The organism is Buttiauxella sp. WJP83, from assembly GCF_027594725.1.
Classification (GTDB): domain Bacteria; phylum Pseudomonadota; class Gammaproteobacteria; order Enterobacterales; family Enterobacteriaceae; genus Buttiauxella; species Buttiauxella selenatireducens.
This window is the reverse complement of sequence record NZ_CP110080.1, coordinates 1505028-1517887: the sequence shown is the minus strand read 5'-3', so window position 1 is coordinate 1517887 and position 12860 is coordinate 1505028. Positions and strand designations below refer to the sequence as shown.

Annotated in this window: 10 protein-coding genes; 8 read left to right on the top strand and 2 right to left on the bottom strand. The window is 51.7% G+C overall.

All coding sequences use genetic code 11. The features are described from left to right. The first annotated feature begins 312 nt into the window (after positions 1 to 312). Together moeA and moeB are read left to right on the top strand one after the other, a co-directional pair. Positions 313 to 1545 carry a molybdopterin molybdotransferase MoeA gene (gene moeA / locus OH773_RS07070; protein WP_270144282.1) on the top strand — a complete coding sequence of 411 codons (1233 nt, stop codon included), beginning with the start codon at positions 313 to 315 and terminating at the stop codon, positions 1543 to 1545. A gap of 2 nt (positions 1546 to 1547) precedes the next feature. Further along, positions 1548 to 2309 carry a molybdopterin-synthase adenylyltransferase MoeB gene (gene moeB, locus OH773_RS07065; RefSeq protein ID WP_270144280.1) on the top strand — a complete coding sequence of 254 codons (762 nt, stop codon included), beginning with the start codon at positions 1548 to 1550 and terminating at the stop codon, positions 2307 to 2309. Here the strand turns inward: moeB and OH773_RS07060 are convergent. Then, entirely contained in the window at positions 2297 to 3370 is a 1074-nt protein-coding gene (locus tag OH773_RS07060) for a LacI family DNA-binding transcriptional regulator (RefSeq protein ID WP_270144278.1), read from the bottom strand. The two genes, moeB and OH773_RS07060, sit on opposite strands and share 13 nt — an antisense overlap. A gap of 300 nt (positions 3371 to 3670) precedes the next feature. On the opposite strand from OH773_RS07060, the gene OH773_RS07055 reads away from it, so the two are divergent. Next, complete coding sequence (locus tag OH773_RS07055) at positions 3671 to 4972, top strand: MFS transporter (RefSeq protein ID WP_270144276.1); 1302 nt, start codon at positions 3671 to 3673, stop codon at positions 4970 to 4972. Between the two features lie 17 nt (positions 4973 to 4989). Beyond that, positions 4990 to 7353, top strand: a complete 2364-nt coding sequence (locus OH773_RS07050) for a glycoside hydrolase family 31 protein (protein WP_270144274.1) — start codon at positions 4990 to 4992, stop codon at positions 7351 to 7353. 104 nt (positions 7354 to 7457) lie between these two features. On the opposite strand, the gene OH773_RS07045 is transcribed toward OH773_RS07050, so the two are convergent. Next, positions 7458 to 9053, bottom strand: coding sequence for an ABC-F family ATPase (locus tag OH773_RS07045; protein ID WP_183269916.1), 1596 nt, complete (start codon positions 9051 to 9053; stop codon positions 7458 to 7460). Positions 9054 to 9286: 233 nt separating this feature from the next. Here OH773_RS07045 and ldtB point away from each other — a divergent pair, with 233 nt between their 5' ends. The 4 genes from ldtB (at position 9287) to cdd (ending at position 12630) form a co-directional block, all read left to right on the top strand. Beyond that, a complete protein-coding gene (gene ldtB, locus OH773_RS07040) occupies positions 9287 to 10207 on the top strand; it encodes a L,D-transpeptidase (protein WP_270144272.1) in 921 nt (306 codons plus the stop codon). 301 nt (positions 10208 to 10508) lie between these two features. Next, the gene (locus OH773_RS07035) at positions 10509 to 10910 is read left to right on the top strand and encodes a CidA/LrgA family protein (RefSeq protein ID WP_270144270.1); all 402 of its coding nucleotides are present in this window, start codon (positions 10509 to 10511) and stop codon (positions 10908 to 10910) included. Further along, the gene (locus OH773_RS07030) at positions 10907 to 11602 is read left to right on the top strand and encodes a CidB/LrgB family autolysis modulator (protein WP_270144267.1); all 696 of its coding nucleotides are present in this window, start codon (positions 10907 to 10909) and stop codon (positions 11600 to 11602) included. Before OH773_RS07035 ends, OH773_RS07030 begins: the two co-directional genes overlap by 4 nt. Before the next feature lie 143 nt (positions 11603 to 11745). Then, a complete protein-coding gene (gene cdd, locus OH773_RS07025) occupies positions 11746 to 12630 on the top strand; it encodes a cytidine deaminase (RefSeq protein WP_270144264.1) in 885 nt (294 codons plus the stop codon). Positions 12631 to 12860: the final 230 nt, after the last annotated feature.

Genomic DNA, 12860 nt, shown 5'->3' with positions numbered 1-12860 from the left:
CCTGTCAGATAGATCCAGATTCACTTTCTCTATAGATATCAGAATAGTTGAAACAGATTGATACGATTTTCGAATATAGAAAGATGTAAATGTGATGTAAAGGAAAATGACTTTAACTCCCCCCTCAAAGTAATGGGCGGTAGAGCAAGGCGGCAAACGAATGCATCCCCAGGAGCTTACATAAGTAAGTGACTGGGGTAAGTGAGTGTAGCCAACGCGGCTATAGCGTCTAGTACGAAGAGGGCATTCTGTGATACGGCTTTCTCTGCCATAATGTCCGACATATTTTTTCCCGCGCCGCTGGAGCTTTTCATGGAATTTACCGCCGGGCTTATCCCGCTTGAAACCGCAATGGAACAGATGTTGTCGCGTATTGTTCCTGTCACCGAATCTGTATCCATCCCTTTGCTGGAGGCCGCTGGGCGTATTACATCGCACCCTGTCACGTCGCCGATAGATGTCCCTGGTTTTGATAATTCAGCTATGGATGGTTACGCGGTTCGCCTGCAAGATTTAACCCTGGGTTCAGCCCTGCCGGTCGCGGGTAAAGCCTTTGCCGGGCAACCTTTTAACGGCGAGTGGCCGCAAGGCACCTGTATTCGCATCATGACCGGCGCACCTGTACCAGAAGGTACTGATGCCGTAGTGATGCAGGAAGAAACCACCGTTACCGAAAGCGGCGTGCGTTTTAACGAAGCAGTCAAAAACGGGCAAAACGTTCGTCTGCGTGGGGAAGATATTCGTCAGGGTGGCCTCGTGTTACCTGCCGGGAAAAAACTCACCGCCGCTGAGTTGCCGCTGATTGCCTCACTGGGCATCGCGGAAGTTGCCGTGTTACGCAAAGTCCGCGCTGCGGTATTTTCAACCGGTGATGAACTGCAACTGCCGGGCACTCCGCTTGGCGAAGGACAAATTTACGATACCAACCGTCTGGCGGTGCATATCATGCTCGAGCAGTTGGGTTGTGAGGTCATCGACTTAGGTATTATTCGCGATGACCCCGAAGCCTTGCGTGCTGCGTTTGTTGAGGCCGACAGTCAGGCAGATGTGGTTGTCAGCAGCGGCGGCGTTTCCGTTGGCGAGGCTGATTACACCAAACAATTGCTGGAAGAACTCGGAGAAGTCGGTTTCTGGAAACTGGCCATCAAGCCGGGCAAACCGTTTGCCTTTGGTCGTCTGAAAAATAGCTGGTTCTGCGGCCTGCCGGGTAACCCGGTTTCTGCGGCGCTGACGTTCTATCAACTGGTTCAGCCGTTATTAGCGAAATTAAGCGGCCAGCAAGATAATGCCCTGCCGCCACGCCAGCGTGCGCGTACGGTTGGCAAACTGAAAAAATCCCCAGGCCGCCTCGACTTCCAGCGTGGAATTATGCGTACCGGCGCTGATGGGCAATTAGAAGTGTTGAGCACCGGTCATCAGGGGTCGCATATTTTCAGCTCATTTAGCCAGGCCAACTGTTTTATCGTGCTGGAGCGCGAACGCGGTAACGTTGACGCGGGCGACTGGGTCGACGTTGAGCCATTCAATCACCTGTTTGGGGGCTAACCATGCACGCTGAACTTAGCGATCAGGAAATGCTGCGCTACAACCGGCAGATTATTTTGCGCGGTTTTGATTTTGACGGCCAGGAAGCGTTGAAAGCCGCACGCGTGTTGATTGTTGGGCTCGGCGGCCTGGGGTGCGCAGCCGCACCGTATCTGGCTGCGGCGGGTGTCGGGCATCTAACATTGTTAGATTTTGATACCGTGGCGCTGTCCAATTTGCAGCGCCAGACGCTTCACCATGATGCCGCGATTGGGCAGCCGAAAGTGGATTCAGCTAAAGCTGCGTTGGCGGCGATCAATCCGCATATTCAGATTGAAACGATCAATGCGCTACTTGATGAGCCGCAACTGCTGGAACTCATCTCCCGCCACGATCTGGTGATGGATTGCACCGATAACGTGGCCATCCGCAACCAACTCAATCAGTGCTGTTTCACACTAAAAAAACCGTTGGTTTCGGGCGCGGCGATTCGTATGGAAGGGCAAATCAGCGTCTTCACCTATCAGGATGACGAACCCTGTTATCGCTGCCTGAGCCGTCTATTCGGTGAAAACGCACTGACCTGCGTGGAAGCGGGCGTCATGGCACCGCTCGTCGGCGTCATCGGCTCATTGCAGGCGATGGAAGCCATCAAACTGCTGGCACATTACGGCACGCCTGCCGCAGGCAAAATTGTGATGTACGATGCGATGACCTGCCAGTTCCGCGAGATGAAACTGCCGCGCAATCCGCAATGTGAAGTATGCGGATCTCACTCGTCATAAAGCCCCACGCTACTGACCGCCGTATGGCTTTTGTTTGAGCGAATACGGCGCACTGAATCGCGCACCATCAGCGTACCGTTTAGCAGTAAGTTCCCGACTGGCGCATCCGGGCGGATTAAGCGTTGCTGGAGAATATGCACCGCTTCTTCACCCAGTTGGTCGCGTGGAACATGCACTGAAGTCAGCGGTACATCGTGGATCGCCGCCAAGTTAAAGCCGTCGATACTCATCACTGAAATATCATGCGGTACGCGCAATCCTGCATTTTGCAGCGCACTTACCGCTCCCGCCGCCATAAAATCCCCCCCAACCAGCAGCGCTGTTGGCAACAAATGACGGGGAGTTGCCGCCAGAAAATCGCTGATTAATTTTTCACTCTCTTTGGCGCTAAAACTTTGCGCGGTAATCAGATGGCGTGAGTCATCAAATTGCAGATTACTGGCGTCCCAGGCATCGCGTATCCCTGCAAGACGTAACTCCATGGTGTAACGGCGCAAGCACAGCAAGGTCACCACCTCTTTGTGGCCCTGCTCAAACAGATAACTCGCGGCAAAGTCACCAATTAACTGGTGATCCGGCGCGACGCCCGGCAGGCGCATTTTGCGATCCCGGCAGTTAATCAACACGCAAGGTTTACCGAGATCCACCGCCAGATCGTGAATATGAGGATCGTCTATGCCCAGCAGGATCGCGGCTTCCGTTTCCACCTCATTCATTTTGTTCAGGAACATATTTGCGTCACTGTCGTTCTCTTCAAGCGCACAGTAACGCAGCCGAACTTCATGGGGTAAGAGCGCCTTTGTCAGCCCCTGAATCACACGATAATAAAAGACATCAGAGCGCTCATCAAAAGCGCGCTGTGGAGCAAAAACCACCAAACTATTAAGCAACATGCGCCCTGCTGCCATGCCCTCAAGCACGCCTTTTTGCCCTGCGCAGTTCAGAACCTGTTGTCGGGCGTGTTCGCTGGTGTTTGATTTTCCCGCCAGCACGCGGGAAACCGTGCTGATTGAAAGCCCGGTTTCCGCAGCAATTTCGGCGATTTTTAGCTTTTTACTCATTTTGTGATCTGCGCCCATTTCGACCATGAAAAAATTTTCACACCAAAGTGTATGGCTTAATCACTGGTGTTTTCGTTATCGAACGCACGATTTTCGCTTTCATATGAAAAATTTTTCATCAAAGTCGCTACCTGGCATTTTCTGACTGTTTTACGCTCTTTCCATCGCCGTATCTTAACCTGCCATTTCGCGGTGATTAACCAATAAAATAATTATTAATCAAAAGCATAAGTATTTTTAAACTTTTAAATTATTCGATTTACCCTGCATAAAAATGAAGGGTAATACGTGGAGAACGAAATGAGTCATGGCATAAATCCTGGTGTGACCGCCGTTAAGGCCAAACGCACCGTCCGTAACCTGCGTTGGTGGGTTCTGGTGCTGTTCTTGTTAGGCGTTACTGTTAACTACATCACCCGTAACTCGTTAGGTATTTTGGCCCCGGAGCTTAAATCCAGTCTGGGTATTACTACTGAACAATATTCATGGATTGTCGCCTCATTCCAGCTTGCTTATACCCTCTTCCAACCGATTTGTGGCTGGCTGATTGATGTGATTGGTCTAAAGCTGGGCTTCCTGATTTGCGCGGGGATCTGGGCGGTGGTGTGCATTATGCATGCGGGTGCCGGTAGCTGGTTGCATCTGGCAATTTTGCGCTTCTTTATGGGTGGCGCGGAAGCAGCAGCAACCCCTGCAAACGCCAAAACCATCGGCGAATGGTTCCCGAAAAAAGAACGTCCTATTGCCGCAGGCTGGGCGGGCGTTGGCTTCTCGATTGGTGCCATGCTCGCACCGCCCATTGTCTATTTTGCTCATGCCTCCTTCGGCTGGCAGGGCGCGTTCATGTTTACCGGTGTGCTGGCCATGTTATGGGTCATTTTGTGGTGGGTGTTCTATCACAACCCGGAACAACACCCGAACCTCAGCAAAGACGAACTGGCGTTTATCAAACAGGATAACGAACCTGCTGCGGTGAAACTGCCTTTCCTGACTGCTCTGAAAACCGTCGGTAAAAACAAACGTTTCTACGGTATCGCTATCCCGGCTTTCATGGCCGAACCGGCCTGGGCGGTGTTGAGCTTCTGGGTTCCGCTGTACCTGGCCAATGAACGCGGTATGGACCTTAAACAAATTGCCATGTTCGCCTGGTTACCGTTCCTCGCCGCCGACCTCGGCAGCGTAGCAAGTGGTTATCTGACGAAGGTTTATACCCGCTGGTTTGGTTGCTCACGCACTAACTCCATTGTGGCCAGTTCAGTGACGGGCGCATTCCTGATGATCTCCCTGGCACTGGTTGCCATCACCAAAGACCCGTACGTCACCATTGCGCTGATTTCTGTTGGCGGCTTCGGGCACCAGATTATCTCCTGCATGTTGAGCGCTCTGGTGGTGGACTCCTTCGACAAAGGCCAGATGGCGACGGTTAACGGTATGCGTGGCTCCGCCGCCTGGATAGCCAGCTTCTTGTTCTCACTGTTGATTGGCGTCACCGCCGACAAAATTGGCTACAACCCCCTGTTTATCGCCATGGGCTTCTTTGACCTGATTGGCGCTGTATTCCTGGTTTCTTTTATTGCTGAACGCCGCGCTAAGCGCGCCTGATAGATGGATTGTGAACGATGAAAACCCTGAAAAATTGGACACTGTTAAAATCTGATGCCAACCACGTTGAGTTAAGCGTGGATGGGAAACATCGCCTGAATGTGTTCGTGCTGGAGCAAGGCATGTTCCGCGTGCTGATTAAGCGCGAAAACAAACTGGCGTTAAACCGCACCTGGAGCATCGCGCCGAAAAATGACGTGCCGTGGGAAGGCCGCGATCGCGAAAGTCTCGAAGGTTTCGCTCTGCCGGGATTCACTGTCGAAGAACGCGATGAAACCCTGCGCATCGGCACCGATAAGCTGCGCGTAACCGTCCACCAGCCGCTGTGGCTAGAGTGGGAATATCTCAACGAGGCTTCTGAGTGGCAGCCGCTGGCAAGTGACCGCCCAACCAGCGCTTATCTGTTGAATGCTCACGGAGACGGCGTCGCGCATTACCAGCGTCGCTATAAAGATGAGCGTTATTACGGGCTGGGTGAGAAAGCGGGTCCACTTCAGCGTACCGGTAAACGCTATGAAATGCGTAACCTGGATGCGATGGGCTATAACGCCGAGTCCACCGACCCACTGTACAAGCATATTCCGTTTACCATCACTAAGCGTCCGGATGTGAGTTTCGGGATGTTTTACGACAACCTGAGCAGTTGCTGGCTGGACTTGGGCAACGAAATTGACAACTACCACCTGCCCTATCGCCGCTGGCAGGCCGAGTCTGGCGACGTCGATTACTACCTGTTCCTCGGCCCTCAAGTTTTAGACGTCACTAAAGCCTTTGTACGCCTGACCGGGAAAACGCTGTTTGGCCCAAAATGGAGTCTCGGTTACAGCGGCTCCACCATGCATTACACCGACGCGCCGGACGCACAAAATCAGCTGATGAGCTTTATCCGCCTGTGCAACGAACACGCGATCCCTTGCGATTCGTTCCAGCTGTCCTCGGGTTACACGTCGATTAACAATAAGCGCTACGTGTTTAACTGGAACTACGACAAAGTGCCGCAGCCGAAGGTGATGAGCCAGGCGTTTTTGGATGCTGGAATCAAGCTTGCTGCAAACATCAAGCCGTGCCTGTTGCAGGATCATCCGCGCTATTCGGAAGTGGCAGAGAGTGGGCTGTTTATTAAGGATTCCGAGCAGGACGGACCGGAGCGTTCCAGCTTCTGGGATGATGAAGGCTCGCATCTTGATTTCACCAACCCTGAAACGGTGAAATGGTGGAAAAATGGCGTCACCACACAGCTGCTTGAGATGGGCATCGGTTCAACGTGGAATGACAATAACGAGTTTGAAGTGTGGGATGGTGAAGCGCGCTGCCACGGTTTTGGCGAAGAGATTGCCATCAAAAATATCCGCCCGGTGATGCCGCTGCTGATGATGCGTGCCTCGCTCGAAGCCCAGCAAACCTTTGCGCCAGAAAAGCGCCCGTATCTGATTTCACGCTCCGGTTGCGCCGGGATGCAGCGTTATGTGCAGACCTGGAGCGGTGATAACCGCACCAACTGGACGACGTTGCGCTATAACACCCGCATGGGCGTGGGTATGAGTTTGTCCGGTTTGTATAACGTGGGGCACGATGTCGGCGGTTTCTCTGGTGATAAACCTGATGCCGAACTGTTTGTGCGCTGGGTACAAAACGGCGTGATGCACCCGCGCTTCACGATTCACTCCTGGAACGACGACCAGACGGTGAATGAACCGTGGATGTATCCGGCCATTACTCCAGCGATTCGTAGCGCCATCGAAACGCGTTATCGCCTGTTGCCGTATTTTTACACCCTGTTGTGGCAAGCGCATGCGGATGACGAACCGATGCTGCGTTCCACTTTCCTCGACCATGAGCACGACGCCAAGACCTTCGAAGAGTGCGACGACTTTATGCTGGGCCGCGATTTGCTGGTCGCAAGCGTGGTCGTAGAGGGTCAACGTCAGCGCGAAGTATGGCTGCCTGAAAACGGCGCGGGTTGGTACGACTACTACACCGGCCAATGGTATAGCGGCGGCCAGACGATTGTGGTTGATGCGCCACTGGAACGCTTGCCGCTGTTGGTCCGCGCAGGTGCTGCCCTGCCGCACAGCGCTCGCATTACGCATGTGGATGCCAAAGCGGATAGTGTGCGCGAGCTGAAAGTGTATCCGCTGCAAGGAACTGGCGTTTCACACGGTAGCCTGTTTGAAGATGACGGCGAATCCTGGGGTTACCAGCAAGGCAATGCGCTGTGGCTGAACTGGGAAATTCGCTGCACGGCGGATGAAATTCAGGTGGTGTTTAGCCGTAAAGGTGATTATCTACCGGCCTGGAAAGAGATGAAGTTGACGCTGCCTGCGGGGGAAAAACGCCGTTTGGTCGTTGATGGGAAAGAGCAGGATTGCTTCGTGCTGTAGTCAATGTTTTGCCCTCACCCTAACCCTCTCCCCCAGGAGAGGGAATCGACGGTTTTCTCCCTATCCCTTGAGGGAGAGGGCCGGGGTGAGGGGCTTATTAAAACTTAACCGTCAATCCCTTTACTACGCAGGTAATCTTCATACCCACCGGTAAAGTCAATCACACGCTCAGGCGTAATCTCAATCACACGCGTAGCCAACGAGCTGACAAATTCACGGTCGTGAGAAACGAAGATCAACGTACCAGGGTACATTTCCAGCGCCATGTTCAGCGACTCGATAGATTCCATATCCAGGTGGTTTGTTGGTTCATCCATGACCAGAACGTTTGGACGTTCCATCATTAACTTACCAAACAACATGCGGCCCTTTTCACCACCGGACAGCACCTTCGCAGGCTTTTTAATATCGTCCTGACTGAACAACAAACGACCCAGGATGCTGCGCACCGCTTGCTCGTCGTCACCTTCTTGCATCCACTGGCTCATCCAGTCGAACACGGTCAGATTGTTTTCAAACTCGTACTCGTGATCCTGCGCGTAGTAACCAATCTGTACGTTCTCAGACCATTTCACCGTGCCAGCATCTGGAGTATGTTCGCCCACCAGCGTTTTAAGCAGGGTAGATTTACCCACGCCGTTCGTCCCGAGGATAGCGAGCTTTTCACCCACTTCCAGCAGCATGTTGACGCCTTTGAACAGCGGGCCGTCATCGAAACCTTTCGCCAGCCCTTCAACTTCCAGAGCATTACGGAACAGTTTCTTGTCTTGCTCGAAGCGAATGAACGGGTTCTGACGGCTTGATGCTTTCACTTCATCAAGCTTGATTTTATCAATCTGACGCGCACGAGAAGTCGCCTGGCGAGATTTCGATGCGTTGGCGCTAAAGCGGCTAACGAAGGATTGCAGGTCAGCAATTTGCGCTTTTTTCTTCGCGTTGTCAGACAACAGACGCTCACGAGCCTGAGTCGCAGCTGTCATGTATTCATCGTAGTTACCCGGATACACGCGCAGTTCGCCGTAGTCCAGATCCGCCATGTGCGTACACACCATGTTCAGGAAGTGACGGTCGTGCGAGATGATGATCATGGTGCTGTTGCGCTCGTTGAGCACCGTTTCCAGCCAACGAATGGTGTCGATGTCCAGGTTGTTCGTCGGTTCATCGAGCAGCAGAATATCAGGGTTTGAGAACAGCGCCTGCGCCAGCAATACGCGGAGTTTCCAGCCTGGAGCCACTTCGCTCATCGGGCCGTAATGCTGTTCTACAGGAATGCCTACACCTAGCAGCAGTTCGCCCGCGCGTGCTTCAGCGGTATAACCATCCATTTCGCCGTACAGAACTTCCAGATCAGCCACTTTGTAGCCATCTTCTTCGCTCATCTCTGGCAGCGCATAAATACGGTCGCGCTCTTCTTTCACTTCCCAGAGTTCTGCGTGGCCCATGATCACCGTGTCGAGTACGGTGAATTTTTCAAAGGCGAACTGATCCTGACGCAATTTACCGATACGCTCGTTCGGATCGAGTGATACGTTGCCCAGCGTTGGCTCTAAATCGCCACCGAGGATCTTCATAAAGGTAGACTTGCCGCTACCGTTGGCGCCGATCAAGCCGTAACGGTTGCCGCCGCCAAATTTGACAGAAATATTTTCAAACAGCGGCTTACTGCCGAACTGCATTGTGACGTTACTGGAAACTAGCACAGAGATGTCCTGGTAAAAGAATTATTTAAGATGTGAGATCGGGCACATTATGCCATAACTCAACGTGCAGATCGCTCTGCTTATGCATTGGTCATAAAATAATCAATGCGGAAAAAAATGTGATTTAATCCACATCTGATTTCCCTGGTCGAGCGAATGCACATATAATGCGCGGCTAAACCGCTCCGTTTCTTCACTAACTAGCCTGCATGGCCATAAATACTTTGCATACCATGAATATGAAATTACGCACTATTTTACTGGCATTTGTGGCTGTCGTGTCTTTTAGCAAAACAGCTTCTGCCGTGACCTATCCTCTGCCGACTGATGGCAGCCGTTTGATTGGTCAAAACCAGGTTGTCACGATTCCTGAAGGTAGCACCGCACCGCTGGAAGAATTCGCGGCACGTTACCAGATGGGCCTTTCCAACATGTTGGAAGCCAACCCTGGTGTTGACCCGTACTTGCCAAAAGCTGGCACTATCCTGAACATTCCTCAGCAGTTGATTCTGCCGGACACCGTTCATGAAGGTATCGTCATCAACAGCGCTGAGATGCGTCTCTACTACTACCCTGCTGGCACCAACACGGTTATCGTGCTGCCGATCGGTATCGGTCAGTTGGGTAAAGACACCCCAATGAACTGGACGACAAAAGTAGAACGTAAAAAAGCAGGCCCAACCTGGACGCCGACGGCGAAAATGCATGCGGAATATGTTGCTGCAGGTACACCACTGCCAGCCGTTGTTCCCGCAGGCCCGGACAACCCTATGGGTCTGTATGCGCTGTATATTGGTCGTCTGTACGCGATTCACGGCACCAACGCGAACTTTGGTATCGGCCTGCGCGTGAGCCACGGTTGTGTGCGTCTGCGTAACGAAGACATCAAATTCCTGTTCGAAAAAGTGCCGGTCGGTACGCGTGTTCAGTTCATCAACGAACCGGTTAAAGCCACCGTTGAGCCAGATGGTTCGCGCTACATTGAAGTGCACAACCCACTGTCTACAACTGAAGCGCAGTTCAACTCTCGTGAAATTGTTCCAATCACGCTGAAAAACAACGTTACAGCCATCACCGCTCAGCCAGACGTTGATAGCACCGTATTGGATCAAGCGATTCAGAGCCGTTCCGGTATGCCGGTGCGTTTGAACTAAGCGAAGATTACCCTTTTGAAAGCGGCCCTCGGGCCGCTTTTTTTATACCTGAAAAACAGCATCTTGTTATACCCGAAATAATTCAAGTTGCAGGAAGGCTACCAGGCCGTAAGTCCCCAGGAGCATAGCTAACTATGTGACTGGGGCGCGCGGGCGCAGTCAACGCACCTACGGCTTGAAGAATGAAGGGTATAAACGTTCCCATCAGGAATGTTTGGTATGCTAATAATTCATGATGTGACCGGTAGCACATTTTTGAGTTTAATTGTATGATGAATGCGTTTTCTAAAAGGTAATCACTATGCGTAACTCATTTACCGCAATATGGCAGTACCTGCGGGCATTTATCTTAATTTACATATGTTTATATGCAGGCATTGCTATTTCATCACTGCTTCCTATTACTATTCCCGGCAGTATTATTGGCATGCTAATTCTGTTTGTTTTGCTCTCACTGCAAATCGTTCCCGCTAAATGGGTTAAGCCTGGTTGCCAGATATTAATTCGTAATATGGCGTTGTTGTTTGTGCCGATTGGCGTTGGCGTTATGCAATATGTCGATGTGATAAAACAGCAATTTGGCCCGGTGGTGGTGTCATGTTTTATCAGTACGTTGGTGGTGTTAGTGGTGGTGAGTTGGAGTTCCCATTTAATCCATGGCGAACGTAATGTGGTTGGTGAACGCGAGGGTGACGAAAAATGATGCATCATATTTGGTGGTCTTTACCCTTAACACTGGTGACTTTCTTCCTCGCCCGGCAGGTCGCTGTACGTTATAAATCGCCGATCCTGAATCCGCTTCTGATATCCATGATTGTGATCATTCCAATCCTGGTATTCACCCGTACGCCTTACGAACATTATTTCGAAGGCAGTAAAATATTGAATGACTTGTTGCAACCCGCAGTTGTTGCTCTCGCCTTCCCTCTTTACGAACAGCTTCACCAGATCCGCGCTCGTTGGAAATCAATTATCACTATCTGCTTTATTGGCAGCATGGTAGCGATGATTACCGGTACGTCTGTGGCACTGCTGATGGGCGCAACACCACAAATTGCCGCATCAATCCTGCCTAAATCAGTCACCACACCGATTGCCATGGCCGTTGGCGGAAGCATTGGTGGTATTCCGGCAATTAGCGCAGTTTGCGTGATCTTCGTCGGTATTCTGGGGGCCGTGTTTGGTCATACGTTGTTAAATCTGATGCGTATTACGACTAAATCGTCGCGAGGGCTGGCGATGGGCGCGGCTTCACACGCCCTGGGCACCGCTCGTTGCGCGGAAGTGGATTTCCAGGAGGGTGCGTTTAGTTCATTGGCACTGGTGATTTGCGGCATCATCACGTCACTGATTGCCCCGTTCCTGTTCCCTGTTATTTTGGCGGTTGTGGGTTAAAACTTGCGAGAGATCGCGCATTTTCATTCTTTATTTCATATGTTGCATTTGTAATTGGATAAAGATCACATATAAAGCCTATGCAGACCCGTAAACTGTCGATCAATAAAGACAGCTCAATTACTTGTTATGAGGCTCTTCCAATGCGCTCACGTTTTCAGGCAGCTCTCGCACAACTCCCGGCTTCACTGCAAGCCGCTCTGCAACCTTTGCTTACTGATGCTCATTTCCCGGCAATGTTTAGTGCGTCAGAAGTCGAATCATTGAAAGCTCAGACCGGGCTGGATGACGATGCATTGGCTTTTGCATTATTGCCACTCGCCGCTTCATGTGCCCGTGCTGATTTATCAAAGTTCTACGTGGGCGCCGTAGCCCGCGGCGTAAGCGGTAATCTTTATTTTGGTGGCAATATGGAGTTTCCTGGCACCACCATGCAGCAGACCGTTCATGCCGAGCAGAGCGCCATTACCCACGCGTGGATGCGCGGTGAAAAAGCCCTTTCCGCCATTACCGTTAACTACACGCCTTGTGGCCACTGCCGCCAGTTTATGAATGAACTGAATAGCGGTGTGGCACTGCGCATTAATTTGCCGGGCCGTAATCCTGCCACCCTCGGCGATTATCTGCCTGATGCATTTGGCCCACGTGATTTAGAAATCAAAACCCTGCTGCTGGATGAAATGGATCATGGTTTTGCCTTGCAGGGCGATGAGTTAAGCAAGGCCGCCATTACAGCGGCAAACCGCAGCCATGCGCCGTACAGCAATGCACCTTCAGGTGTTGCGCTGGAAATGCGTGACGGGACGATTTTCAAAGGCAGCTATGCAGAAAATGCGGCATTCAACCCTTCCCTGCCGCCACTGCAAGCGGCGCTGAATCTGTTAAGCCTGTCGGGTTACGACTATAACGATATTCAGCGTGCCATCCTTGCTGAAAAAGCTGATGCACCATTGACACAGTGGGACGCCACCGCTGCGACACTCAAAGCGCTGGGCTGCATGAACATCGATCGCACCTTGTTAAATTAATAAGTGCGTTGCGGGCGTGAAACCGCCCGCATCGCTGATATACCCAATGGATTTCGAGTTGCAGGAAGGCGGCAAGTGAAAGAGTCCCAATGAGCTTACTTGAGTAAGTGATTTGGGCGATTGAACGCAGCCAACGCACATGCAGCTTGAAAGACGAAGGGGATACACTTGCTCTTCACCACCAGGTAAAGTAGCCTTGAATAAAATTCCCTCCCTTTATTGAGCCGCAA

What these genes read in the sequence shown, in the direction of transcription:
- OH773_RS07035 (WP_270144270.1), top strand. Translation starts at nt 10,509, where the DNA reads ATGCGTAACTCATTTACCGCAATATGGCAGTACCTGCGGGCATTTATC.
- cdd (WP_270144264.1), top strand. Translation starts at nt 11,746, where the DNA reads ATGCGCTCACGTTTTCAGGCAGCTCTCGCACAACTCCCGGCTTCACTG.
- OH773_RS07060 (WP_270144278.1), bottom strand. Translation starts at nt 3,370, where the DNA reads ATGAGTAAAAAGCTAAAAATCGCCGAAATTGCTGCGGAAACCGGGCTT.
- OH773_RS07055 (WP_270144276.1), top strand. Translation starts at nt 3,671, where the DNA reads ATGAGTCATGGCATAAATCCTGGTGTGACCGCCGTTAAGGCCAAACGC.
- ldtB (WP_270144272.1), top strand. Translation starts at nt 9,287, where the DNA reads ATGAATATGAAATTACGCACTATTTTACTGGCATTTGTGGCTGTCGTG.
- OH773_RS07030 (WP_270144267.1), top strand. Translation starts at nt 10,907, where the DNA reads ATGATGCATCATATTTGGTGGTCTTTACCCTTAACACTGGTGACTTTC.
- OH773_RS07050 (WP_270144274.1), top strand. Translation starts at nt 4,990, where the DNA reads ATGAAAACCCTGAAAAATTGGACACTGTTAAAATCTGATGCCAACCAC.
- moeB (WP_270144280.1), top strand. Translation starts at nt 1,548, where the DNA reads ATGCACGCTGAACTTAGCGATCAGGAAATGCTGCGCTACAACCGGCAG.
- moeA (WP_270144282.1), top strand. Translation starts at nt 313, where the DNA reads ATGGAATTTACCGCCGGGCTTATCCCGCTTGAAACCGCAATGGAACAG.